Below are 23,553 nucleotides of genomic sequence, written 5' to 3'. Positions count from 1 at the left end.
TAACATCAAGAATAGCTTCTTTTTTCTGCTTAATATTCCATTAATGTAATGATGTCATATCCTTTGATTTTGTCGCGTCCATGGAGATCCATCAATTCGATCAAAAATGCGCAGCCTACGACTACACCGCCTAATTGTTCGATCAGTTCGATCGTCGCTTTGATTGTTCCTCCAGTAGCTAGCAAATCGTCACAAATCAGCACACGTTGACCTGGTTTAATGGCATCCTTATGCAATGTCAATGTATCTGTTCCATATTCTAATCCATAAGTCACTTCGATGGTTTCTCGAGGTAACTTCCCTTTTTTGCGGACTGGGGCAAAACCGACTCCTAACTCATAAGCAACAGGACATCCTACGATGAATCCACGGGCTTCTGGCCCAACTACCATATCAATTCGTTTTTCTTTTGCATAATTTACGATTTGCTTCGTAGCTTCCCGATAAGCGTCACCATCTGCCATCAGTGGGGAAATATCTCGAAACACAATTCCTTTTGACGGATAGTCGGGAATACTGGCAATATAATCTTTTAAATCCACTCTTTGTTTCCTCCTAGGTTGTTAACCATTTCTTTATGGTAGGAATATCGCTCAAAAGCAAAAATTCCTCAACTTTGATTTTATTGAGCCGCCGCTGGTATAATCTGCTCTCAGTCAAAGGATGACTTTCTGGGCTAGCGACTTTTTGTAAAACACCGTTCTCTATTGTAACAAATTTCAATTCAAAAAACACCTGTATCATAAAAATTAATAATTTTTCAGGGATACGCAAATATTGAGCTATTGCTTTTATTTTATGACGTATATCAATTCGTTCTTGAGAATGGATCAGTTTAAACAATTTTGCGTACTGTTCTCTTGTGCCTACCCCATTCAAATAGGCCTCATCAGGCGAAATCCCCATCAGATAAACACGATTGAATGAATAAGACCGAAAAACTTCTTTCAGATCCGCTAAATCATCTGGACAATCCATAATAACTAGAGAGTTCGGTTTTCTTTTTTCAATTATTGCCTTTACAGAATCTAGTCCTTCGAAAACAATCGCAGCTTCCTGGATAATCTCAGGCACGAATTTCAACGTAGAAGAATCAAATGCTAAATAAAGGCTACCTTCCGACGTTCGGCTCTGTTCACGGAAACGTTTTGCCCGCCAATCAAATACTTGCAGACCACCCACAGAAAAATCAGATACCATCAGCTGCGGTTTCTTACGCCCGTTCCATTCATTGATCGAAAGCTTTCCTACCACATCTACCTGATTATTCAGCAGTTCTTCTTCTTGAGTACCAAAACCAAAAGCGACCGCATCAAGCTGACTCGATGCATTGGAAAGGACAAATTTCAGATGCTGTTGGTTTGCTCCGATTCTTTTGATATTTTCTGCTTGGACTTGTCGAAATAAAAACTGAGGCAAAGGATTATCCGTACCAAATGGCGCCAATAGTTTCAGCTCATCAATTCGCTCTACTGTTACTTCATTTGGCAGCAATACTTCATCAATTCTCAACTCAGGCCCTCTCATCAAGTCAATTTGATGATCGACTATATATTGGTTCATCTTCTCCTGTAGTATAGTGACATTTTCACTTGGCATCGTTAAACCGACTGCTGCATGATGTCCTCCGAAGTAAGTAAATAAATCTCGCATCTGGTCAAGCATTTCAAAAAGATTCAAGGCTTCAATACTACGTCCAGATCCTTTAGCTGATCCATCTTCTTTTAAAGTAAGGACAAGCGTTGGTTTACCCGTTTCATTCATTATTTTCCCAGCAACAATGCCCAAAACGCCTTCATGCCATCCTCGGTTTACCAATAGATGGATATGATTCTCCTTATTGACCATCGCTAATGCTTCTTGTGTTATCTGCTCTACGATTGCTTTTCTTTCTTCATTGATCTCATTCAATTTTTTTGCTTGAACGGATGCTTCCTCTTCATCAAACGTCGCAAGTAACGAGACGGCAGGACGTGGATCGCCCATCCGACCGATTGCATTTAGTCTGGGAGCAATCGAAAAACCGATCGTTGTTTCGTCTGCGTCCCTCATTTTTACGCCGCTTTCTTCAAATAGCGCCTGAAGTCCTATCCGTTCTGAATGATGAATGGCATTGATTCCTAATGAAACAAGGATTCGATTCTCATCAGTCAATGAAACTAAATCGGCGATCGTTCCTATCGCTACTAAATCCAAAAATTCTACAGGCGGTTCTTCCAATAATGCAGAAGCTACTTTGAATGCTACTCCGACTCCTGCCAAATCTGGAAATGGATAGTGCCCCGCTGGATGACGAGGGTGAACAATCGCATAAGCGTCTGGTAAATTCTCAGGTAGTTCGTGATGATCTGTAATGATCACGTCTACACCAGCTTGCTGAGCGTATGCTACCGCATCATTTCCTGCTACCCCGTTATCAACAGTGATGATCAACTGGATTCCTTCTTCGATCTTTTCTTGGTATACAGATTGGTTTGGTCCATACCCATGCTCAAATCGATTTGGCAGGAATACTTCTACTTCTGCACCAAGTAATTCCAGTGTTTCTTTCATTACCGTTGCACTGGTGATCCCATCTGCGTCATAATCACCGTAAACGAGGATTTTTTCTCCACTGATTACAGCTTCTTGGATTCGGCTGATTGCTTTATCCATATCGTGCATCAGATACGGATCATGTAATTCTTGTTCCTTTGGATGTAAAAATCGGTTGATATCCTTTTCCTCATGGTAACCTCTTTGCCACAGTAACTTACCGACAAATGGAGATAATTTCAGTTCACGGATCATTTGGAGAAAGGATTCAGAAGGCTCTGTCTCGCTTAACTTCCAATCAAAATTTGCTTGTCTCACTTTCTCACTCCTAACTTAGTTATTATAGCAAAGGAAATCAGCAAAAAAAAGCAGAAAGAAAGAATAAAAACAGATCAGATCCGCTAGACAGATGTTCAGCAGGACCTGATCTTTTGTACGACCATTTATGAAATATCCCTATTAGTCAAAATAATTGAAGCTTTGTTTGGGCGATTGAGTTTTTTGTTCTTCCGGCGCTTTCAATTGACTGATTTGTGCGGTTTTCGCTTGTAACTCCGCCTGATAAGCAGCTTCCAACTCCGCACGTTCGTTTCTAAACTCGCGTTGCTGTTCTTCTTTTGCTTCTTCAATTTTCTTTTGAAGTTCTGTTTGATATTCTGACATTTCCTGAGTCAGCTGTTTGATTTGCTTTTTTTGCTGCCATAGTGTTGCCGAAGCAGTCAAAAATACAATCAGTGCACCAATCAGCGCAGAACCGATGATCACTAAGATCAATGGCGCAGAAAAGGAAGTGAAGCCAAAACTTACAGGAACATTTTTATTGTTCAATACAGCAAAAAGAACAATAATCAAAACTAAAACAAATCCAAGAATCACATTGCTTTGCTTTTTCAATTCCTTCACCTACTTTTTGTTAAAAATTCCGCTGGCTAAATAATCACCAATCGTTGGAAACAGCGTATAAAATTTTGATGCAACTTCTAAAATAAACGGTTGATTGATTTCCCGTTTTGGATGTCTCATATTGCGGACGATCATTTTTGCCAACTTGGCAGGTTCTAAAACGATTTGTCCGACTTTTTCCAAATAGCTTCCGCTTGGATCAGCCTTATCGAAGAAATCTGTCTCGATTGGACCTGGATTCACTGTCGTAACAGCTACGCCAAGTGGTTTCAATTCTAATCGCAAAGCGTTGGAGAAGCCAAGGACTGCAAATTTCGTGGCAGAATAAACCGTTGATTTTGCAGTTGCCATTTTTCCAGCCATAGACGCGATATTAATGATATGACCTTGTCTTCTTTCTGCCATATCGATCGCAAATTTTTGTGTCAAAACCATCATTCCTAAGATGTTGACTTCAAACATATCGTATGCTTTTCCAAGGTCGAATGTAAGGAAGTCTTCGAAAATCCCAAAACCCGCATTGTTTACCAGAATATCGACGCGCCCGACTTCTTCCATCACCTTTTCATATAATTCGTCCACGCTTTCAGGATTGCTGACGTCTACCTTGAAAGCATAAGCCTCTTTGCCGCTCAAGCGTCTGCACTCGTCTCTGACACCTTCTACAAATGCCATTCTTCGTGCGCAACTTATAACGATTGCTCCTTGCTTTGCTGCTTCATAACAGATTTGTGCGCCCAGACCGCCTGAACTACCTGTTACTAAAACAACTTTATCTTCTAAATTCATGCCTCTTCCTCCTCGCGAAATGGAATCTCAATGCTATCAAAATCTTTCATGATCGTCGTGTTTTCAAACACTTCTTGTGCTTCTTTTTCAAGCTCTAAAGCTGCTTTTCCTAAATATCTCGCACTGATATGAGTAAGTAGCAGCCGTTTTGCCTGCGCTTCTTTTGCAACTTCAGCAGCTTGATGAGTCGTGGAATGGAAATAGTTGTGCGCCATTCTTGCTTCATCTTTATTAAATGTGCTTTCATGTACCAGAATATCGCTATTTTCCGCAAGCACAACGGAATTATGTGTTTTTCTCGTATCGCCTAAAATAGTCACGATTCGTCCTTTTTTATCTGGACCTACGAAATCTTTTCCATTGATCGTCCGCCCATCTTCTAGTTGGATCGTTTCACCTTGCTTCAGTTTGCCGTACAGTGGTCCAGCTGGAATACCTAATTCTTTTAGACGATCCACCTGCAATTCTCCTTTATGATCATGTTCAACCACACGATAACCAAAACTGTCGATCCCATGATTTAGTTTTTTTGTATAAACAGAAAATTGCTGATCAGTAAAAATCGGGGCTGTTTCATTTAGCTCAATGAATTTCAGCGGATAACTTAAACGCGTTTGCGAAATACCTAAAGAGACTTTTATGTATTCCTCTATCCCTTTTGGCCCGTAAATCTCTAATGGCGTATCCCCACCTTGAAATGACCGGCTGCTGATGAGCCCGGGAAGTCCAAAAATATGATCGCCGTGTAAATGTGTAATAAAAATTTTACCGATTTTTCTCGGACGAATAGTCGTTCGCAAAATCTGCATTTGCGTGCCTTCGCCACAGTCGAACAACCAAACTTCATTGCGCTCGTCTAAAAGTTTCAATGCTATACTTGTCACATTTCTATGTTTTGCAGGAACACCTGCACCTGTTCCTAAAAATTGTAATTCCATAATCTACCTGACTTTCTTTAAGTTCCTCTTTAATTTTAGGGTAAAAAGAAGGGATAATCAACCGTAAGTCGAGAATGGGTTCAAATTAAAAATAACGTTCTAAAGCGATAGCGTTTTCTTTGAAAATTACTATAAAAACAGCAGCGAACCCGTTTGAGATCCTCTGCTGTTTTTTATTAATTTGAAGATCCAGAACTTTCATTGTCGTTGGAAGTTTGCGGATGTTTGTCCTTCCAAGTCTTTTGTGCAGCTTCTTTCGCATGATTTTCAGCTTCTTTCGCATCATGCACATCTTTTTCGACATCTTCATAATCCAAGCGGGTAATTTCTCCGCCTAATTCCATCATTACCAATTGATTCAGTGGGCGATTGTCCTCTTCATCAGCAATCAAGATCAGTCCTGTAGCTCCTTCACCGATTTTATTTCCTACAAAGTCGAACACGGTCTGGGCATCTTTTATTTCTTTGGCATCTTGTGTCGCACCGATCATTCCTCCGGCAAACCATCCTAATAAAATCCCTAGCGGACCACCTAATACACCAACCAACATTCCGATTAATCCACCCGTAGAAGATTTGTTATTACCGGTAAAGTCGATAAAATCTTCTATTTTGAATTGATGTGTCCCATTAGGATCATGGCTGACAACTGCCATCTGTTCTCCTTTAATCGAACGAACAGCATGTAACTTTTTGATTTCTGAAAATGCCTGATATGCCTGGCTTTCTACTTGAAAATTTAAAATGATTACTCGTTTGCTCATTAAAAACGCCCCTTTCATACCTTCTTGTTATTTATTTTACCTTTAATTGTAAAATAAGAAAAGAAAAGCACTCTTTTTTTCCAATAAAATAGGGCTGTGACAAAAGTCGTATCACAGCTCCTTTTTCCGAATAAACGGCGTTCTTGAAGCTGATCACTTCTGTCACAACCTCCCTTAAATCTGAATCTATATTTTTTGGTATTTGTTTTTATTTGCTTGCCTATTCGACAAATTCAAATTCAAACTCACCGATACGTACAAGGTCGCCATCTTTCGCACCGCGTGCCCGAAGAGCTTCATCCACACCCATACCACGTAATTGACGAGCAAAACGCATCACTGTTTCATCATGATCGAAATTCGTCATTTGGAATAATTTTTCGATCTTCTCACCAGATAAGATCCACGTTGCATCTGAATCACGATCGATTTGGAACTCAGGACCTTCTGGATTGAATCCATAGTGTACAGTTTCTTCTTCCAGTTCTTCTTCGTACAATGGGAATTCTGGCGTTACTTCTAACAAATCTGCTGTAGCATTCAATAACGCGTCCAATCCTTGTCGAGTCACTCCAGAAATTGGAAATACTGGGATGTCATCAGCAAATTCATCTTCTTTTTCCTTGTTCAGCTGTTCTTTGAATTTCACTAGATTTTCCGGTGCATCCGGCATATCCATTTTGTTTGCCACGATGATTTGCGGACGCTCTAGCAAGCGTAAGTTATAAGTAGATAATTCTTTGTTGATGGCAAGATAGTCTTCATAAGGATCTCGTCCTTCCATCCCACTCATATCGATCACATGTAAAATTACTCGTGTTCTTTCGATATGACGAAGGAATTGTGTACCCAGCCCAACACCTTGCGAAGCTCCTTCAATCAAGCCTGGCAAGTCTGCTGCGGCAAAACTTCTGCCATCACTTGTAGTAACCATTCCTAGATTAGGGACGAGCGTCGTGAAATGATAAGCGCCGATTTTTGGACGAGCAGATGAAATAACGGATAGTAAAGTCGATTTCCCGACAGATGGAAAACCTACAAGTCCAACGTCTGCCAATACTTTCAATTCTAGTTCGATTTTTCGCTCTTGTCCTGGTTCGCCGTTTTCAGCAATTTCCGGTGCAGGATTCCGAGGAGAGGCAAAACGGATATTCCCTCGTCCACCGCGTCCACCTTTTGCCACAACTAGTGTTTGACCATTTTCAATTAAATCTCCTAAAAGAGCACCAGTCTCCGCATCTCGGACAGTGGTTCCTTGTGGTACTTTAACATAGGTATCTTCTGAACCACGACCGTGCATCCCTTTACTCATCCCATTTTCACCTGGCTGCGCTTTGAAATGGCGATTGAACCGAAAATCCATCAATGTACGTAACCCTTCATCGACGATCAAGATGACATCGCCGCCACGACCACCGTCTCCGCCAGCCGGTCCGCCGTCAGGAACGTATTTTTCGCGACGAAATGCAACCATTCCGTCTCCGCCCTTGCCAGCTTTCACATCGATCGTTACTTGATCTAAAAACATGGACATAATTAAGTCCTCCTATTATTCATTTATTTATTTGACTGCCTGAATTTCCACAATAAACAAAAGTCTTACTTATTTTATCGGTGAAATCTGATTTTGTCTATCATTTCAGCAAAAAGATTGTTTACCTTCTTCTTTTTTTATCATTTGGTAAGGTTTCCAACCTTTTTTCTGCTACCAAGTATAATTTTTTGACAAAATATTCTTTGCGTAGCAGAATAACAGTGTATTAATTGTATTAATTGAGGATGCCGTTTCACAGCACCCCTAATAAAGGAGGAACTTTTGATATGACAGTAAAAGTAGGTATTAACGGATTTGGGCGTATTGGCCGTCTGGCTTTCCGCCGCATCAAAGAAGTCTCAGATGATATTGAAGTAGTAGCAATCAACGACTTAACAAGTCCAACTATGTTAGCACAATTATTGCAATTTGACTCTACTCATGGTACTTATCCTGGCACAGTTACTGCAACAGAAGACTCAATCGTAGTGGATGGCGAAGCAACTCGTGTTTATGCAGAACCCGACGCAAGCAAAATCCCTTGGGCAAAAGAAAACGGTGTAGATATCGTACTAGAATGTACTGGTTTTTATACATCTGAAGAAAAAGCAAAAGCGCATTTAGATGCTGGTGTCAAACGAGTAGTTATTTCTGCCCCAGCTGGTGCTATGAAAACCATCGTCTATAACGTCAATGATGATACATTAGATGAAAACGACAAAATCATCTCAGCAGGTTCATGTACAACAAACTGTTTAGCACCTATGGCTTATTTCTTAAATAATGAATTTGGGATCGAAGTTGGTACAATGACAACAGTTCATGCCTACACTTCCACACAAATGCTCTTAGATGGACCTGTAAAAGGCGGTAATTTGCGTGCTGCTCGTTCAGCTGCTGACAATACTATCCCACATTCTACTGGTGCTGCGAAAGCAATCGGCTTAGTTATCCCTGAGCTACAAGGAAAATTACAAGGACACGCACAACGTGTTCCAGTCGTTGATGGTTCATTAACTGAATTGGTTTCAGTATTGAAAACAAAAGTAACTGCTGATCAAGTAAACGAAGCAATCAAAAAACACACAGTTGACAATCCTTCATTCGGGTATGATGACCGTCAAATCGTTTCTAGCGATGTCATTGGAACAACTCAAGGTTCGATCTTTGACCCAACGCAAACAGAAGTAACAACTGCTGGTGATTTCCAACTTGTTAAAACTGTTGCATGGTATGACAATGAGTATGGATTTACTTGCCAAATGATTCGCTTACTAGAAAAATTCGCTAACTTGTAATTTGATAGATCAATCGATAAAAGAAGCCTTTGACTGGATCCAGTCAAAGGCTTCTTTCTTTTCATCCCCTACTTTTAAACTCGTTCAATGAACATATTGGCTTAAAAATTGTTGGACTACTTGCTGATATTTTTCAGGATCTGTCTTGTATGCTTCCGCATGCTCGGCTCCTTTTACAACATACTTTTCTTTTGGTCCCTTCGTTGCACGATAGACCTTATCTAACATTTCAAATGGTACAAATGTATCTTCGTCTCCATGTATAAAGAGCATTGGGCGCTGGTTTTTCTTCAATTGTTCCACTGCATTTGCTTCACCGAAAAAGTAGCCAGCACGGACTTTTGTCACTAGACTCGTTACTTGCATAAGCGGAAATGCTGGAAGACTAAACATATCGTCTAGCTGATAAGCAAGCTCATCATGAACGGAAGAATAACCGCAATCTTCAATGATTGCTTTCACATTATCTGGTAGTTTTTCTCCGCTAGTCATCATAACTGTTGCTGCTCCCATGCTGACACCGTATAGAACGATTTCTTGCGATTTTCCATTGTTTTCTAGCACTTTGTTTATCCACTGTACATAGTCTTTACGCTCTGGCCATCCAAATCCAATGTAATCCCCTTCGCTTTTTCCATGTCCTCTTGCATCAGGAACAAGGACATTGTAACCCATATCATGAAACATCTTTGCGTAATTGGTCATCGTTTCAGCGTTTCCCATATAGCCATGAGCCACAAGAGCTGTTTTTTCACTTTTCGTTTCAGCAGGAAGATAAATCGCTGATAATTTCAGACCGTCTTTTGAAGTGATGGTCCAATCGCTTCGGTTTTCTTTTGAACTAAACCATTTATGTGCATCCGTTTCTTTGGATGTCTGTGTTGTACCAGGTGTATCTTCGTCTAAAAAGTCTTTCTCAGAAGGCACAACAGCATAATTATAAAAATAATTCCCTGCAAACACTAACGCAACAATCAGAGCTAAAGCGACGCCTAAAAGGATTTTCATCCAAAGTTTCATAAATCATCCATCTCATTTCTCTTTTTTCATATAACCTTGAATTAGTATAATCAAAGAATCTCTACTATGCAATGTTCATTTTTATAACCCGCGAATTGTAAAATTAAGTTAGAAAAATAAAAAGGCATTTATGGTACACTCAAATTGTATTTCCGACGAAAGAAAACAAAGGAGTGTAACCATAAATGACCTACAAACATCTTACCATAGACGAACTGACAATGATAGAATCATATTATCTTCAACATAATAAGCCGGTTGAAATCGCTAACCGAATGGGACGTGCTATACAAACTATTTATAATGTAGTCAATAAGTTCAAGCAAGGCAAGACTGCTCTTGATTATTGGCACCAGTATAAAGAAAATAAGAAAAAATGTGGTAGAAAAGTCATTCAATTACCTGCTCATGAAGTAGATTACATTAAAGAGAAAGTCACTCTTGGTTGGACGCCTGACGTCATTATCGGGCGAAAAGAAAGGCCTGTTTCATGCGGTATGAGAACACTTTATCGTTTATTTTCTAAAGGAATATTTGATATTGACACACTACCGATGAAAGGTAAAAGAAAACCCAATGGCCATCAGGAAAAACGGGGAAAACAACAGTATCAGCGCTCAATCCATGATCGACCTGATAATTATCCTGATTTCAATTCTGAGTTTGGTCACCTTGAAGGTGATACGATCGTTGGCATTCATCATAAAAGTGCCGTCATTACTTTAGTTGAAAGATTATCTAAAGTCATTATCACGATTAAACCCAACGGCCGTAAGGCATTAGATATTGAAACTGCCCTTAATCAATGGTTTTCTCGCTTCCCTAAAAACTTCTTTAAATCTATTACGTTTGACTGTGGAAAAGAATTTTCTAACTGGAAAGCCATTAGTAACCAACATGATATTGATATATATTTTGCGGACCCTGGAACACCTTCTCAACGCCCATTAAACGAGAATTCTAACGGGATTCTGCGTCGTAATGGACTGCCGAAATCAATGGATTTTAGAAAAGTGAATCAGACATTTATTTCCAGTGTCAGCAATCAACGTAATCATATTCCAAGAAAATCATTGAATTACAGAACACCAATCGAAATATTTTTGAGCTATGTACAAGAAGCATTTTATTCTAGCTTAATTTGACAAATCATAACCTATAAAAAAACAAAATAAAAAAGCAGAAATAACTGGCTATTTCTAGCGGATTATTTCTGCAATAACTAATTATCTATTTTTTATTTTCAATTAATTTAAAGCTTGACCATGGTTTCAAAAAGTCAAGGAGGAATAATTCGTCATCGGAGATTCTTCCTACAACATTGACACGTCCGTCGTTTTTCATATCCTTCAAGGCGATTTGTGTTTCTCCTTTGTATTGACCGTACCCTTCATTGTCAATCAGTACATCCCCATGATGCATATCTCGCGTATTATGAGGCGGGAAATCTTTATCTTTGTAGTATACACGAGTCATCGTTGAACGAAGGATATATTCTGAGCGATCCCCTCGATAACTATGAAGGTTATCAAACAAGCAGATTCGTTCGTTTTCTGTAATACCTTCTTCCGTATCTACTTTCAATGTTGGATAATCCGCGTTAAATGCTTCTGCCATTTCTTTCAATTCTTCTTCACTTGCGTACGCATTTCCAATAGAAATATCATCAATCAATCCTGTAAGGATTAAATGCTTCACTTGTGTCGCAATTTCAAGATCTCGGTGGTCTTCCAGCGTGCACAAGCCATCTTGCGTAGGCCAAGGGCCAAACTCAGCAGATTGCGAATTGACGAATGCCATCGTATTCAAATTATATTTTCTGAATTTTTCTGAACAAAAAACAAAGTGTTCGTATCCTAAACCAGAGTATCGATGAGGATAAAAATTATGAGAACCTAATAAATTATCCGTGTTTGGCGAATAACTCATGATGTTGTCAACGTAATTCGTGCCCGAACTCATATTGATCTCGATTTTGATACCAAAAGGATTGCGCGTCATTTTTGCTTCTTCTGCTCCTGTGAATCCGATATCTAAGCGGACCCCGTAGGCACCCATCTTATGGAAAAAAGATAAGTCATCGTAAGAAATCTCCAACTGTTCAAATAACGCTGGATTGATATCAACCATTACTTCCATGCCTAGGCTATTCGCGTAATCAACTACTTCTTTAAATTCTGAAAGAACTTTTTCTTTATCATCATTGATCTGCAGCAAACTGGTAAAAACCCGTTTATACCCATACTTATGAGCTAAATCCAAGTACGCTTTGTCCTTTTCAAATGTTGACCGTTCTGGATAAATCGAGATTCCTAATTTTCCCATATTACCATTTCCTCCTGCATCTTTTCGTTTTTGTATCCACTTACATTATAGCAAACACAAAGTAAATGGTCTACACCTTTTCTTTTTCTTTTAAAATAAATGATAAATTCCAATAATTTAAGTAGGTATTTTCCCTCTATTTTGTTATCATTAAAGATAACAAAATAGTAAATTGGAAAGGAACAGTTATGAAGAAAAATAAAGTTATTTTAAGTATTAGTTTAGCAGCAGCATTGCTGTTTGCTGCTGGTTGTTCTGCAAACAACACGACTTCTTCTAGTTCGTCTACAGAAAGTTCAAAAAGTACATCTACTGCGGAAAGCACGACTGCCAGTAGCGTCGATTTGAACGCATTGGAATTACCACAATTGACGAAAGATGTCGCCGAAAATGAAGATCTGGTCGAAATGGTGACGAATAAAGGCACAATCAAAATCAAATTATTTCCCGAACACGCACCAAAAGCGGTTGAAAACTTTATGACACATGCAAAAGACGGTTACTACAACGGACTGACTTTCCATCGCGTCATCAAAGATTTCATGATCCAAGGTGGCGATCCTAAAGGCGATGGCACTGGAGGGGAAAGCATTTGGGGAGAAGGATTTGAAACAGAGATCAACAACCACCTTTATAATATAAGAGGTGCGTTATCTATGGCTCGCTCACAAGATCCTAACAGTAACGGCAGCCAGTTCTTTATCGTTCAAAATACAGATGATATGCATGATGGTCTTTTAAAAGACGACTATCCTCAAGCAATCATCGACGCTTATAAAAACGGCGGTTATCCTTCACTAGATGGCCATTATACTGTCTTCGGCCAAGTGATTGAAGGAATGGATGTCGTGGATGCTATTGCAAATATCGAAACAGATAGTTCAGACAAACCAAAAGAAGAAGTAAAAATCGATAAAATCAATATACTGCAAGAAGCAAAACAAAAATAAAAAAATAACGTCTGAATCCTGCATAGATGACAACGTATGCTAGGATTCAGGCGTCTTCTTTTTACATAAAAAGCAAGTAAGCTTCCTTTTGTTTTGCTATATCAGGTTTTATAGTCAAGCATTTTGGTTGACGATGAACGTGAACTCGCACTCACAGACTTTTTTATCATCTACATATGCTGCAGATAACGCTGTACCGACTGATCCCTTCATTTTGGTGATTTCAAAATGACATTTCAGCACATCTCCTGGAACAACTTTTTGACGGAATTTGGCCTTATTGATCCCACCGATATAAGCTCTTTTTCCTAGAAACTCTTCTGATTTTAGGATAAGTATCGAACCTGCTTGTGCCAGTGTTTCTAGAATCAACGCACCCGGCATCACTGGATTGTCAGGAAAGTGACCTTGGAAAAAATCTTCATTGATTGTTACATTTTTTGTCGCAACGATCTTTTTTCCTGGTTCTAAAGTATCTACATAATCAATATAACAAATAGGATAACGATTAGGAATCAATTCCATTACTTCAGTAGCAGATAATACGTAAGACATAATTAAACTCCTTCTTTCAGGCAATTGCCATTTTCATTACTTTGACTATCAAAGTATCATATTCCTAAATATTTAGCAATCTTTTTTTAATTTAAGAAAAAATAGTTTGACAATCAAAACATTTTGACTAATAATTAAGAAATCAAGAAGTTATTTTAGCTATTATTCTCTATTTTTTTACGACTATCAAATTTTTATCAGAAACAAAGGAGAGTCATTATGTCATTTCTAGAAGGAAAAAAAATCGTCATTATGGGCGTCGCTAACAAAAAAAGCATTGCTTGGGGTTGTGCTGAAGCAATGTTGAAACAAGGGGCAGAAATTATCTATACTTACCAAAATGAACGAATGAAAAAATCATTAGTCAAATTGGTCGGCGAAGAAGCATTCACTGTAGAATGTGATGTTTCTAGCGACGAAAGCATCGAAAAAGCAATGAATGCCATCGGTGAATATGCTGGGGAGATCCACGGCCTTGTCCATGCAGTTGCTTACGCCAACAAAGAAGAATTGTCCGGAAATGTGTCTGATATTTCCAGAGACGGCTATCAATTAGCTCAAGATATCAGCAGCTACTCTTTAATTGCTGTATCAAAATACGCACAACCGTTTCTTGCACCAAACAGCGGGATCGTTAGCATGACTTATCTAGGTTCAGAACGCGCAATCCCGAATTATAACATGATGGGTATTGCGAAAGCTTCTCTTGAAGCTGCTATCCGTTATTTGGCAGCTGAGTTCTCGCCTAAAGGAATTCGGGTCAATGGAATCTCAGCTGGGGCAATCAAAACATTAGCTGTCACAGGTGTTAAAGACTATCAAAAACTGATCCAGTTATCTGAATCTCGTACGCCTGATCAGCAAGGTGTGACGATCGAAGAAGTCGGTAATGCTTGTGCTTTCTTAATCAGCCCACTTTCCAGCGGAATCATCGGTGATATTATCTACGTTGACAAAGGTGTCCATCTTTCATAAACTTTTGTTGCATTCTTTAAAGTAAAACATATAAAAATCAGGAAAAAACTTTTTAAAGTCTCTTCCTGATTTTTTCTTTTTACGTTTTTTTCAACTCATTACTTTGAAATTATTCCACGACTTCAATCCAGCCTTCTGGTGCTTCTATGTCTCCAAATTGAATACCTGTCAATTCATCATACAACCGTTTTGTTACTGGTCCTACTTCCGTTTCACTATAAAATACATGAAGATTGTTATTGTGATAAATCCCACCGATTGGAGAAATAACAGCCGCTGTACCACATGCACCAGCTTCTGCAAATTGATCTAGATCATCAATGAAAATATCTCCTTCAATTGCTTGCAGTCCTAGTCGTTCTTCAGCTAACTGCAACAAGGAATATTTCGTGATACTTGGTAAGATAGAGGGCGATTGCGGAGTGATGAATTTTCCGTCTTTTGTAATTCCAAAGAAATTTGCTGCACCTACTTCTTCGATTTTCGTATGTGTGGCTGGATCAAGATAAACACAATCTGAGTAATCCAGTTCTTTTGCTTCTGTTCCTGGAAGTAAACTCGCTGCGTAATTTCCGCCGACTTTTGCTGCACCAGTCCCCTTAGGAGCAGCACGATCGTAATCAGATACAATAAAATTCGTTGGTTTTAGTCCACCTTTGAAATACGCTCCTACTGGCGTACAGAAGACGACAAATAAATATTCTGGAGCTGGATGGACACCAATGTTTTCACCGACCCCAATCAGTAAAGGGCGCAAGTATAATGTAGCGCCTGTTCCATAGGGCGGCACAAAATCTTCATTTGCTTTTACCACTTGCTTGACAGCATCAACGAACATCTTTTCAGGGACCATTGGCATCAGCAATCGTCTAGCACTTTGATTCATCCGTCGACTATTTTGTTCAGGTCGAAAGAGATTGACCTTGCCGTCTTTTCGACGATAAGCTTTTAGACCTTCAAAACATTGCTGACCATAATGAAGCGCTGGAGAGCCTTCATGAATCGTCAGGTAATTATCTTCTGTCAATTCTCCTTCTTCCCATTGTCCGTCTTTCCATTTGGCAATAAAACGCCAAGGAGTTTTGATATAAGAAAAACCTAGATTGTTCCAATCGATTTGCATATACTTACCACCTTCGTTATTTTCTCCACATTTTATCATTATCCATATTATTTGTCATTTTATTTTCAGCTTTTTTCCTTCATTATAGTTATTTTTGCTATTTCCTTTTTTGAAAACTTCTTGGTACAATACAGAAAGAATCAAATTTTAGAAAAGAGGATTTTATGTTTTCATTATTAGCAACTGCCGGTACGACAGACTCTTCTGGCGAGACATTGACAGATCAAGCTGTCAGCAAAGTAAATGCGTTTCAGCGGTTTTGGGACGGGATTGATTGGGACGCCATTTTGGCTGCCTTTATCCAAAAAAGTTTATATCTGATTTTTTTGATCGTCCTTTTTTGGATTCTTCACCGTGTGGGAAAATATCTGATTGATAAGTCTTTTAATCAGTATTCTAAAAAAGCCATTCTAAACGAGAGCCGCTTAAAGACTTTACATAGTCTTTTAAATACTATTTTTCATTATACCCTTGGTTTCTTTTTTATCTATGCAATTTTATCTGCTATCGGTGTGCCGATCGGATCACTTTTGGCTGGTGCCGGAATTGCAGGTGTGGCAATCGGTCTTGGTGCCCAAGGGTTCATGAGTGATGTTATTACCGGATTTTTTATTATCATGGAACAACAGATGGATGTTGGGGACTACATCAAGCTAGCAAACTTAACGATTGAAGGAACCGTCGTATCTGTTGGTATCCGTACCCTTCAGCTGAAAGCAACGGATGGTACTGTCCATTTCATCCCGAATCGAAACATCACCACGATCAGCAATCTCTCTCGTGCAAATATGCAAGTACTTTTAGATATTCGGATTGTTCCTGAAGAAGGATATGACAAAATCTATGAGATCATTGATCGAGTAAATCGTACATTAGCTGAAAAATACCAAGAAGAGCTCCAAACTGAACCTTCTATCTTTGGATTAGTGGATCTTGGAAACAGCAATTTTGCGATTCGTACGGTCTGCTACGCATTGAACGGAAAACAATATGCCTTAAAAGAAGAGTTCTTGAGCTCCTATGTCAAAGAATTGACAGCTTCTGGTTTCACGATTCCGAACAGTCCAATTGCTGTCGGAAAATAATTTGGACAAACGATGCAACGAATCTCACTAAAAAGAGCGTGGGACAAAAGTAAAGAACACTTTTGTCCCACGCTCTAAACACGTATAAACGGCGGAAGCAGAAGCAACTCCTTCGGAAATAAGCTGAAATTCACAAAAATTTGAAAAGCAATTTTCGTGAATTCCTTCTTATTTCTTGGAGTTAAACGCTTTTGTCCCAGCCTCTTTTTCAAGATAAAGTCAAAACTGGTACGCTGTTTTTTCTACTTATTTTTTGATTATCTTTTAGTTTCTCGTTCTTTAGCTCACGATATCGATTTGTTCTTTTAATTCTTCGATTTTCGGAGACAATATATTACGACGTTCTAATTCATGCACCATGAAGTTTACGGCTTTAAGCAGCTCTTTTCTTGTAATGATTCCTTTGAAAATCCGATCTTCTGTGACAACCGGTAAAAAAGGCGAATCGACTAACAAATGGAGTACTTCTTCTAGTTCCCAATTTTCATCAATTGTCGGAACATCTGTTTCTGTCACATCAGCAACCGTTAGTCCTTCTAACGGGTCCATGCTGATTGTTTGCAAGTCAATCATTTTATTGACCACATCTGATAAACTTACTAGTCCTACAAAGTGATCATCTTTTCCTAATACAGGAATTTTGGAATAACCGACCTTCGATAACACAAGTAAACCATGGGACAATGGATGATGATACATAACATTTGCCACATTTTCTGCAGGAATCAAAAACGTTTCCTGATTTTCCAGCAGCATTTCTCTTACTATAGGTCCAATCATCTGATGGCCTCCATTTCTATTTCATTCAACACTACTATTTTACCGAAACCGGATGCAAAATTCATAAAATAAAGCTTATTTTTATTAAAAATTAGAGTTTTTTTATTCAGCGCTCTCTCGAAAAAGAAAAGGCCAACTCTTCAACTGCCTGATGGGCACGGTTATAGTATTGAACAGAAATTTGGTCATCTAAACTTTCGATAAGAGCATATGATGGGATTTGGATCGGGCCTCTAGGCTGAGAAATGCTACCAGGATTCAAAAACAGGATTTTCTGATCCATCTCACAGCCTATTTGATGGGTATGACCAAAAAACACCATATCGGCAGTTGCAGCTCGAGCTTCGATTGCTAACTGTGTCAAACCAAATCGGACATTCGATAAATGACCGTGAGTCATGAATACTGTATCCTGACCAGTTTGGATCACTTTTTTCTGTTCGAATCCTGGTCCATAATCACAATTACCTTGAACCACTTGGAATGTATCCCATAATGGGTCAGAAGCTTCTAATTCCGAATCACCACAATGGAAAAAGATATCCACTTCAGAACGATAACGATCTACTAAGTCAACGAGGATATCTCTGTCTCCATGATTATCACTTACTACTAAATACCGCATCTATCTCTCTCCTTCCAGCCATTGTTTCCACTCGGCACTCAATTTTTTCATTGCTTGAGCCCGATGACTGATCTTGTTTTTTTCTTCGCTCGATAATTCTGCTGCTGTTTGTTTCTTACCTTCTGGGATAAATAAAGGATCATACCCAAAGCCATTTTCGCCAGATGGTATACGGGCTACTCGACCGGGCCATTCCGCTTCTACTACAAGGCTGTCTTTTTTGGGTGCCGCGAATACTAACGTACAATGGAATTGTGCTGTTCTTTTTTCATCCGGCACATCTGTCAATTCATATAATAATTTGGCGTTATTCCCCGCATCACTTTTTTGTTCCCCTGCAAAACGTGCAGAATAGATTCCTGGCATACCGCCTAAAGCATCCACTTTCAAACCTGAATCATCTGCTAAGACTGGCTGATCAAGCAATTGTGCAATCGTTTCTGCTTTTAATCGGGCATTTTCTTCAAATGTGCTGCCAGTTTCTTCCACATCTGGCAATTCAGGATAGTCAAGTAATGTTTTTACATGATATCCCGCTTCTTTGAACATATTTCGAAACTCTTCTGCTTTTCCTGGATTTCTTGTCGCAATGATGATTGTTTTTGTTTCTTCTATCCGCTCATCATTTTGAGCAAACTCTGTTAGCAAAGCATGTTTTTGCTCTTTGATCAAATCTTCAATCGCGTTTTTTCCAAAAAAGAGCATTTCATTCAACTGTTCACCATCAAACGTTGCTTCTTCTCCAGTTCCTTGAATCTCCACGAATTTTCCAGATTCTGTCATTACAAGATTCATGTCTACAAGTGCTGCGGAATCTTCTTGGTAATCCAAATCTGTGACGCAAGTCCCATCTGGTAAGATTCCTACGCTAACTGCAGCAAGATGTTCTTTTATTGGATCTTCTGACAATTCTTTTTCTCTTAAAAGTTTTTCAATGGCTAATTTCAATGCCACAAATGCCCCAGTGATACTTGCTGTTCTAGTACCGCCATCCGCTTGGATCACATCGCAGTCTACGATGATACTACGTTCTCCTAATTTTTCCAAGTCTACTACTGCACGCAAGGAACGACCAATAAGACGCTGGATTTCCATTGTTCTACCAGAAAGTTTCCCTTTGCTGCTTTCTCTACGATTTCTCGTACTCGTTGCTCGAGGCAGCATACTATATTCTGCTGTCACCCATCCTGTTCCTGTTTCTCTCAAAAAAGGGGGAACAGAATTTTCTATTGTTGCAGAACAAATAACTGTTGTATCACCAAAACGGATCACTACCGATCCTTCTGGATATTTGAAAACATTTGTTTGAAGCTCCAGTTTGCGAAGCTCTTGGGCTTTTCTCCCGTCATGACGCATCCTTATTTTCCTCCCAATTCGATATGTTCTACATTTAAGTGTCCGATTCCAAGCCAGTCTTCAGCTATTTCCTCGAAAAGTTTGGCAGAGCCAGTTGTATAAAACTGGCATAATGTCCGACCATTTTGCGGTGAATTGCTCAAATTGAAATAATCTAACAGCATAGATACTTCACCTACTGTTTCTGCTCCAGAATCGATCAGTTGAACATTTTCTCCCATTACATTTTGAATGATGGGGCGTAATAATGGATAATGGGTGCATCCCAAAATCAATGTATCGATTTTTTTAGTGGTTAAAGGAGCTAATGTTTCTGCCACAATTTTTTTCGCCACCGATGAATGGTATTCATTACTTTCGACAACTGAAACAAATTTGGGACAAGCAAGACTTGTCACAGTCAATTCTGGTACTTTCTCTTTCAGTGCTTTTTCATAAGCTTGACTTTTTACCGTACCAATCGTACCGATAATGCCAACTTGTTTATTTTGTGTTTTTTTTACTGCCGCTCTAGTACCGGGAAGGATCACACCGATGACTGGAATAGAAAGAGCAGCTTTGATTTCTTCTAAAGCCACCGCAGTTGCGGTATTGCAGGCGATCACCAGCATCTTGATTCCTTGCTCCACCAGATAATCCGTCATTTCCCAAGTATACTGGATTACCTGTTCCGCGGGTCTAGGGCCATATGGGCAGCGTGCTGTGTCTCCTACAAATAAAATATTTTCATTCGGTAATTGTTTCAGGGCTTCTTTTACTACAGTCAAGCCGCCGACACCTGAATCAATAAATCCGATAGGGCGATTATCTGTCAATCGTATCATCCTTTTTTTCAATAAATTCTATCCTCCCTATTGTGTACTTTTTAGCGTGAATTTTCAAGTGCTCTTACTTGCTTAAAACAATCGAAATCTCTTTTTTTCGAATGGAAAGAGGAAAAGCGGTTGTGACTTTAGTTTGCCACAACCGCTAAAAGAATCATCTATTAATAACTGTACCGTCTCTTTTCCAAGTAACCGGAAAGCAGAGAAAGCGCGTAACATACCACGAAGTACATAAGTGTCATGATGATGAACATCGGAAGCACATAATTGGTGTTCTGTCCATAAATAATACGTGCCTGATGAGAAAGTTCAGGTAAAGAAATGATTACTGCTAATGAAGTATCTTTGATCAGTGAAATCAATTGGCTCACAATTGCCGGGATCATTGATTTAAATGCTTGCGGTAACACGATCGTTCGCATCGATTCTACATAAGTCAGTCCCGTTGATAATCCTGCTTCCATCTGTCCTTTTGGAACAGCATTGAGTCCAGCTCGGAAAATTTCCGACAACATAGCTGACTCAAAAATCGTTAATGCTGCGACAGCGGACCAGAAGATGTTCATCTGAATGCCGATTTGAGGTAAGGCAAAGTAAGTGAAGAAAATGATCAATAATAATGGAAGATTCCGTATAATATCAATCACTACACCAAGGATTTTGGAAAAGAAAGGGATATTCGCAAAACGAATCACACCTGTCAGACCACCGATCAAGAAACTAAAAATGATCGAAAACAATGAAACTTCAACAGTAACCTTTAATCCTTCCAATAAAAAACGGATATTCATCCATGAAAAAGCGCCGCTAAAATCCATGTATTTCCCCTCCTTCTATGAACGAACCGCCCATTTTTTCTCAAGATAAACCATTAAGTAAGATAACGGTAGCGTGATAACTAAGTAAAATAACCCAACGATGATATACGTATCGAAGGTATTGAATGTTTCACTAGCGATCAAGTCTCCTTGATACATCAAATCTAAACCAGCTACGATTGCTAAAATAGATGAGTTTTTTACGAGGTTGATAAATTGGTTGCCTAATGGCGGGATAACGATTTTGAATGCTTGCGGTAAAACAATATAACGCATGATTTCTGAATAGGTAAAACCAGAAGATAGTCCTGCTTCTGTTTGACCTTTTGGTACGGTTTGAATCCCTGAACGTACTGTTTCAGCAATAAAAGCAGATGTATAGATCGTTAATCCAATCGTACCTGCTTGGAATCCATCTAGATTAAACCAATAAATCGGTACGACAACATAAAAAAACATCACGATGATTAATAATGGAATGTTTCTAAAAAATTCTACATATGCCTTTGCTAAGGCGCTCACTACTTTATTCTTTGATAATTGGAAGATTGCCATTAACGTTCCGATAATCAAACTAAACACAAGTGCTAAGACACTCGAAAACAATGTGATCTTGAACCCGTCGACAAAGATTGGTCCATAAGTTTGTATCAATTCGCTCATTGCCTCTCCCCCTTACTCTACTTTTCCTTCAGTTTCATTTGGAAACCATTTTTGATAGATTTTATCGTATGTGCCATCTGCATGCATTTCCTCTAGCGCTTGGTTAACAGCTTTCAAGAAGTTTTCTTGCCCTTTGTTGATCGCAATCCCGTAAGGCTCATTAGTAAACGTTCCACCAACTAACTCATACTCTGGATTTTCATCTGCAATCCCTAACAAAATCGCATTATCCGTAGTCATCGCGTCTCCCTGACCAGATTGTAAAGCAGTAAATGCTTCTGCATAGTTTTCTAATTCTAAAATTTTTGCATCTGGTGCATGCTGTCGGATATTCGCAGCCGATGTAGAACCTTTGACTGCTAGAACCGTTGTAGAAGCATTCAAATCATCTACACTTTTGATTTGGCTTCCTTTCTTTACCAACAAAGCTTGGCCAGCATCGAAATAGACATCTGAAAAGTCAACCTGTTTTTTTCGTTCATCTGTGATCGTCATCGTTGCAATAATTGCATCGATATTTCCGTTTTTCAATAATGGAATCCGAGTTTTAGAAGTGACTTCAACAAATTCTGTTTTTCCATTGTCACCAAGGATCTTTTTAGTGATTGCTTTTGCAATATCTACATCAAATCCTTGTACAGTTCTGCTCTCAATATCCATCATTCCAAATAATCGAGTATCATACTTGACACCCCAGATGATTTCATTGGTAGATTTGCTTCGCTCTAAAATATCTTCATTTGCCAACCCATTTCCTTTACATCCGGCTAGTGCAAGAAAAGCAATGCCTAAAAGGAAAATCAGGCGTATTTTTTTTAACCTGCGCATCTTTTTCCTCCTATCAATGATTGATAACTTTACTGATAAATTGCTGTGCTCGGACTTCATTTGGATTTTCGAAAAAGTCTCTCACATTTCTGCTGTCTTCCAATACTTCTCCATCAGCCATGAAGATAACACGATCCGCCACTTCTTTGGCAAAGCCCATTTCATGTGTCACGACAATCATTGACATACCGTCATGAGCCAATTTTTTCATAACGTCTAATACATCACCAATCATTTCCGGATCCAAAGCAGAAGTAGGTTCATCAAACAGCAGCATCTCAGGATTCATCGCTAAACCTCTGGCGATTGCCACCCGTTGCTGTTGTCCCCCGGATAACATGGAAGGATAAGAATCTTTCTTATCTAACATATTGACAGTTTTCAAAAATTTCTCCGCGTTTTTGACTGCAGTTGCCTGGTCTTGCTTCAACACTTTGATTGGTGCTAATTTGATGTTTTCCAGAACAGTTTTATTTGGGTACAAATTGAAATGTTGGAAAACCATGCCGATGTTTTTTCGGACTTCTGTCAGTTTTGTCTTTTTATCATGCAAGTCAGTATCATTAATCAGCAGCTTACCTGAAGAGATCGTCTCTAATCCATTGATACAGCGAAGCATCGTGCTCTTTCCTGAACCAGAAGGACCAATGACAACGACAACTTCTCCTTTCTCGAATTCGAGATTGATATTTTTTAATGCGTGGAACTTGCCATAATATTTATCCACGTGATCAAATTTAATCATTGCCATAGAATTACACTCCCATTATTATTTAGTAAGATTTCTTTTAAAGATGTATAATAAAATACATTATATCTGATAGTTTAGTAATTTGTAAAGTTTCTTAGAACGTTTATTCTCCCA

At 39.0% G+C, this 23,553-nt stretch carries 24 protein-coding genes; 5 read left to right on the top strand and 19 right to left on the bottom strand.

Annotated elements, in window-relative coordinates; all coding sequences use genetic code 11:
• Positions 1 to 29: 29 nt before the first annotated feature.
• The 7 genes from ACIFUW_RS06310 to obgE all read right to left on the bottom strand — a co-directional run bounded on the left by ACIFUW_RS06310 (position 30) and on the right by obgE (position 7,463).
• On the bottom strand, positions 30 to 542 hold the full coding sequence (locus ACIFUW_RS06310; RefSeq protein ID WP_002295813.1) for an adenine phosphoribosyltransferase: 513 nt from the start codon (positions 540 to 542) through the stop codon (positions 30 to 32).
• 13 nt (positions 543 to 555) lie between these two features.
• Positions 556 to 2,853: a single-stranded-DNA-specific exonuclease RecJ gene (gene recJ, locus ACIFUW_RS06305; RefSeq protein ID WP_002340377.1), complete on the bottom strand. Its 2,298-nt coding sequence runs from the start codon at positions 2,851 to 2,853 to the stop codon at positions 556 to 558.
• Positions 2,854 to 2,994: 141 nt separating this feature from the next.
• Positions 2,995 to 3,438, bottom strand: coding sequence for a LapA family protein (locus ACIFUW_RS06300; RefSeq protein ID WP_002303793.1), 444 nt, complete (start codon positions 3,436 to 3,438; stop codon positions 2,995 to 2,997).
• Positions 3,439 to 4,227, bottom strand: a complete 789-nt coding sequence (locus ACIFUW_RS06295; protein ID WP_002295810.1) for an SDR family NAD(P)-dependent oxidoreductase — start codon at positions 4,225 to 4,227, stop codon at positions 3,439 to 3,441.
• Complete coding sequence (rnz, locus tag ACIFUW_RS06290; protein ID WP_002295809.1) at positions 4,224 to 5,165, bottom strand: ribonuclease Z; 942 nt, start codon at positions 5,163 to 5,165, stop codon at positions 4,224 to 4,226. Before rnz ends, ACIFUW_RS06295 begins: the two co-directional genes overlap by 4 nt.
• A gap of 176 nt (positions 5,166 to 5,341) precedes the next feature.
• Positions 5,342 to 5,929 carry a hypothetical protein gene (locus ACIFUW_RS06285; RefSeq protein WP_002295807.1) on the bottom strand — a complete coding sequence of 196 codons (588 nt, stop codon included), beginning with the start codon at positions 5,927 to 5,929 and terminating at the stop codon, positions 5,342 to 5,344.
• A 220-nt stretch (positions 5,930 to 6,149) separates the two neighbouring features.
• Entirely contained in the window at positions 6,150 to 7,463 is a 1,314-nt protein-coding gene (gene obgE, locus ACIFUW_RS06280) for a GTPase ObgE (RefSeq protein WP_002296575.1), read from the bottom strand.
• Between the two features lie 287 nt (positions 7,464 to 7,750).
• Here obgE and gap point away from each other — a divergent pair, with 287 nt between their 5' ends.
• A complete protein-coding gene (gap, locus tag ACIFUW_RS06275; protein WP_002289734.1) occupies positions 7,751 to 8,761 on the top strand; it encodes a type I glyceraldehyde-3-phosphate dehydrogenase in 1,011 nt (336 codons plus the stop codon).
• An 84-nt stretch (positions 8,762 to 8,845) separates the two neighbouring features.
• Here the strand turns inward: gap and ACIFUW_RS06270 are convergent, their stop codons facing one another.
• Positions 8,846 to 9,781 carry an alpha/beta hydrolase gene (locus ACIFUW_RS06270; protein WP_002289735.1) on the bottom strand — a complete coding sequence of 312 codons (936 nt, stop codon included), beginning with the start codon at positions 9,779 to 9,781 and terminating at the stop codon, positions 8,846 to 8,848.
• A gap of 185 nt (positions 9,782 to 9,966) precedes the next feature.
• Here ACIFUW_RS06270 and ACIFUW_RS06265 point away from each other — a divergent pair, with 185 nt between their 5' ends.
• Positions 9,967 to 10,926, top strand: a complete 960-nt coding sequence (locus ACIFUW_RS06265; RefSeq protein ID WP_002297271.1) for an IS30-like element IS6770 family transposase — start codon at positions 9,967 to 9,969, stop codon at positions 10,924 to 10,926.
• Positions 10,927 to 11,011: 85 nt separating this feature from the next.
• Here the strand turns inward: ACIFUW_RS06265 and ACIFUW_RS06260 are convergent, their stop codons facing one another.
• A complete protein-coding gene (locus ACIFUW_RS06260; protein ID WP_002295800.1) occupies positions 11,012 to 12,106 on the bottom strand; it encodes a DUF871 domain-containing protein in 1,095 nt (364 codons plus the stop codon).
• A 188-nt stretch (positions 12,107 to 12,294) separates the two neighbouring features.
• On the opposite strand from ACIFUW_RS06260, the gene ACIFUW_RS06255 reads away from it, so the two are divergent.
• The gene (locus tag ACIFUW_RS06255) at positions 12,295 to 13,056 is read left to right on the top strand and encodes a peptidylprolyl isomerase (protein WP_002296283.1); all 762 of its coding nucleotides are present in this window, start codon (positions 12,295 to 12,297) and stop codon (positions 13,054 to 13,056) included.
• Between the two features lie 114 nt (positions 13,057 to 13,170).
• Here the strand turns inward: ACIFUW_RS06255 and fabZ are convergent, their stop codons facing one another.
• Positions 13,171 to 13,611 carry a 3-hydroxyacyl-ACP dehydratase FabZ gene (gene fabZ, locus ACIFUW_RS06250; RefSeq protein ID WP_002295797.1) on the bottom strand — a complete coding sequence of 147 codons (441 nt, stop codon included), beginning with the start codon at positions 13,609 to 13,611 and terminating at the stop codon, positions 13,171 to 13,173.
• Positions 13,612 to 13,830: 219 nt separating this feature from the next.
• On the opposite strand from fabZ, the gene fabI reads away from it, so the two are divergent.
• Positions 13,831 to 14,586 (top strand): enoyl-ACP reductase FabI, encoded by a 756-nt coding sequence (gene fabI / locus ACIFUW_RS06245; protein WP_002295795.1) that lies wholly within the window; start codon positions 13,831 to 13,833, stop codon positions 14,584 to 14,586.
• Between the two features lie 109 nt (positions 14,587 to 14,695).
• On the opposite strand, the gene ACIFUW_RS06240 is transcribed toward fabI, so the two are convergent.
• On the bottom strand, positions 14,696 to 15,748 hold the full coding sequence (locus ACIFUW_RS06240) for a branched-chain amino acid aminotransferase (RefSeq protein ID WP_002321517.1): 1,053 nt from the start codon (positions 15,746 to 15,748) through the stop codon (positions 14,696 to 14,698).
• 125 nt (positions 15,749 to 15,873) lie between these two features.
• Between ACIFUW_RS06240 and ACIFUW_RS06235 the strand changes: the two genes are divergently transcribed.
• Positions 15,874 to 16,794: a mechanosensitive ion channel family protein gene (locus ACIFUW_RS06235; protein ID WP_002295791.1), complete on the top strand. Its 921-nt coding sequence runs from the start codon at positions 15,874 to 15,876 to the stop codon at positions 16,792 to 16,794.
• A gap of 279 nt (positions 16,795 to 17,073) precedes the next feature.
• On the opposite strand, the gene cbpB is transcribed toward ACIFUW_RS06235, so the two are convergent.
• From cbpB to ACIFUW_RS06195, 8 genes are all read right to left on the bottom strand, one after another.
• Positions 17,074 to 17,574 (bottom strand): cyclic-di-AMP-binding protein CbpB, encoded by a 501-nt coding sequence (gene cbpB, locus ACIFUW_RS06230; protein WP_002295789.1) that lies wholly within the window; start codon positions 17,572 to 17,574, stop codon positions 17,074 to 17,076.
• A gap of 106 nt (positions 17,575 to 17,680) precedes the next feature.
• Positions 17,681 to 18,199: a metallophosphoesterase gene (locus ACIFUW_RS06225; protein ID WP_002288030.1), complete on the bottom strand. Its 519-nt coding sequence runs from the start codon at positions 18,197 to 18,199 to the stop codon at positions 17,681 to 17,683.
• Entirely contained in the window at positions 18,200 to 19,555 is a 1,356-nt protein-coding gene (gene rph / locus ACIFUW_RS06220; protein ID WP_002296875.1) for a ribonuclease PH, read from the bottom strand.
• A gap of 2 nt (positions 19,556 to 19,557) precedes the next feature.
• The gene (gene racE / locus ACIFUW_RS06215) at positions 19,558 to 20,379 is read right to left on the bottom strand and encodes a glutamate racemase (RefSeq protein WP_002317207.1); all 822 of its coding nucleotides are present in this window, start codon (positions 20,377 to 20,379) and stop codon (positions 19,558 to 19,560) included.
• Between the two features lie 161 nt (positions 20,380 to 20,540).
• Positions 20,541 to 21,197, bottom strand: coding sequence for an amino acid ABC transporter permease (locus ACIFUW_RS06210; protein WP_002296876.1), 657 nt, complete (start codon positions 21,195 to 21,197; stop codon positions 20,541 to 20,543).
• A gap of 15 nt (positions 21,198 to 21,212) precedes the next feature.
• Entirely contained in the window at positions 21,213 to 21,860 is a 648-nt protein-coding gene (locus tag ACIFUW_RS06205) for an amino acid ABC transporter permease (protein WP_002288038.1), read from the bottom strand.
• 12 nt (positions 21,861 to 21,872) lie between these two features.
• The gene (locus ACIFUW_RS06200; RefSeq protein WP_002288041.1) at positions 21,873 to 22,688 is read right to left on the bottom strand and encodes a transporter substrate-binding domain-containing protein; all 816 of its coding nucleotides are present in this window, start codon (positions 22,686 to 22,688) and stop codon (positions 21,873 to 21,875) included.
• Between the two features lie 13 nt (positions 22,689 to 22,701).
• On the bottom strand, positions 22,702 to 23,439 hold the full coding sequence (locus tag ACIFUW_RS06195) for an amino acid ABC transporter ATP-binding protein (RefSeq protein ID WP_002296877.1): 738 nt from the start codon (positions 23,437 to 23,439) through the stop codon (positions 22,702 to 22,704).
• Positions 23,440 to 23,553 lie beyond the last annotated feature (114 nt).

The organism is Enterococcus sp. PLH-Efm8 (genome assembly GCF_053011625.1).
This window is presented reverse-complemented; position numbering and strand designations above follow the sequence as displayed.

What these genes read in the sequence shown, in the direction of transcription:
- ACIFUW_RS06295 (WP_002295810.1), bottom strand. Translation starts at nt 4,227, where the DNA reads ATGAATTTAGAAGATAAAGTTGTTTTAGTAACAGGTAGTTCAGGCGGT.
- rnz (WP_002295809.1), bottom strand. Translation starts at nt 5,165, where the DNA reads ATGGAATTACAATTTTTAGGAACAGGTGCAGGTGTTCCTGCAAAACAT.
- ACIFUW_RS06285 (WP_002295807.1), bottom strand. Translation starts at nt 5,929, where the DNA reads ATGAGCAAACGAGTAATCATTTTAAATTTTCAAGTAGAAAGCCAGGCA.
- obgE (WP_002296575.1), bottom strand. Translation starts at nt 7,463, where the DNA reads ATGTCCATGTTTTTAGATCAAGTAACGATCGATGTGAAAGCTGGCAAG.
- gap (WP_002289734.1), top strand. Translation starts at nt 7,751, where the DNA reads ATGACAGTAAAAGTAGGTATTAACGGATTTGGGCGTATTGGCCGTCTG.
- ACIFUW_RS06270 (WP_002289735.1), bottom strand. Translation starts at nt 9,781, where the DNA reads ATGAAACTTTGGATGAAAATCCTTTTAGGCGTCGCTTTAGCTCTGATT.
- ACIFUW_RS06265 (WP_002297271.1), top strand. Translation starts at nt 9,967, where the DNA reads ATGACCTACAAACATCTTACCATAGACGAACTGACAATGATAGAATCA.
- ACIFUW_RS06260 (WP_002295800.1), bottom strand. Translation starts at nt 12,106, where the DNA reads ATGGGAAAATTAGGAATCTCGATTTATCCAGAACGGTCAACATTTGAA.
- ACIFUW_RS06255 (WP_002296283.1), top strand. Translation starts at nt 12,295, where the DNA reads ATGAAGAAAAATAAAGTTATTTTAAGTATTAGTTTAGCAGCAGCATTG.
- fabZ (WP_002295797.1), bottom strand. Translation starts at nt 13,611, where the DNA reads ATGTCTTACGTATTATCTGCTACTGAAGTAATGGAATTGATTCCTAAT.
- fabI (WP_002295795.1), top strand. Translation starts at nt 13,831, where the DNA reads ATGTCATTTCTAGAAGGAAAAAAAATCGTCATTATGGGCGTCGCTAAC.
- ACIFUW_RS06240 (WP_002321517.1), bottom strand. Translation starts at nt 15,748, where the DNA reads ATGATAAAATGTGGAGAAAATAACGAAGGTGGTAAGTATATGCAAATC.
- ACIFUW_RS06235 (WP_002295791.1), top strand. Translation starts at nt 15,874, where the DNA reads ATGTTTTCATTATTAGCAACTGCCGGTACGACAGACTCTTCTGGCGAG.
- cbpB (WP_002295789.1), bottom strand. Translation starts at nt 17,574, where the DNA reads ATGATTGGACCTATAGTAAGAGAAATGCTGCTGGAAAATCAGGAAACG.
- ACIFUW_RS06225 (WP_002288030.1), bottom strand. Translation starts at nt 18,199, where the DNA reads ATGCGGTATTTAGTAGTAAGTGATAATCATGGAGACAGAGATATCCTC.
- rph (WP_002296875.1), bottom strand. Translation starts at nt 19,555, where the DNA reads ATGCGTCATGACGGGAGAAAAGCCCAAGAGCTTCGCAAACTGGAGCTT.
- racE (WP_002317207.1), bottom strand. Translation starts at nt 20,379, where the DNA reads ATGATACGATTGACAGATAATCGCCCTATCGGATTTATTGATTCAGGT.
- ACIFUW_RS06210 (WP_002296876.1), bottom strand. Translation starts at nt 21,197, where the DNA reads ATGGATTTTAGCGGCGCTTTTTCATGGATGAATATCCGTTTTTTATTG.
- ACIFUW_RS06205 (WP_002288038.1), bottom strand. Translation starts at nt 21,860, where the DNA reads ATGAGCGAATTGATACAAACTTATGGACCAATCTTTGTCGACGGGTTC.
- ACIFUW_RS06200 (WP_002288041.1), bottom strand. Translation starts at nt 22,688, where the DNA reads ATGCGCAGGTTAAAAAAAATACGCCTGATTTTCCTTTTAGGCATTGCT.
- ACIFUW_RS06195 (WP_002296877.1), bottom strand. Translation starts at nt 23,439, where the DNA reads ATGGCAATGATTAAATTTGATCACGTGGATAAATATTATGGCAAGTTC.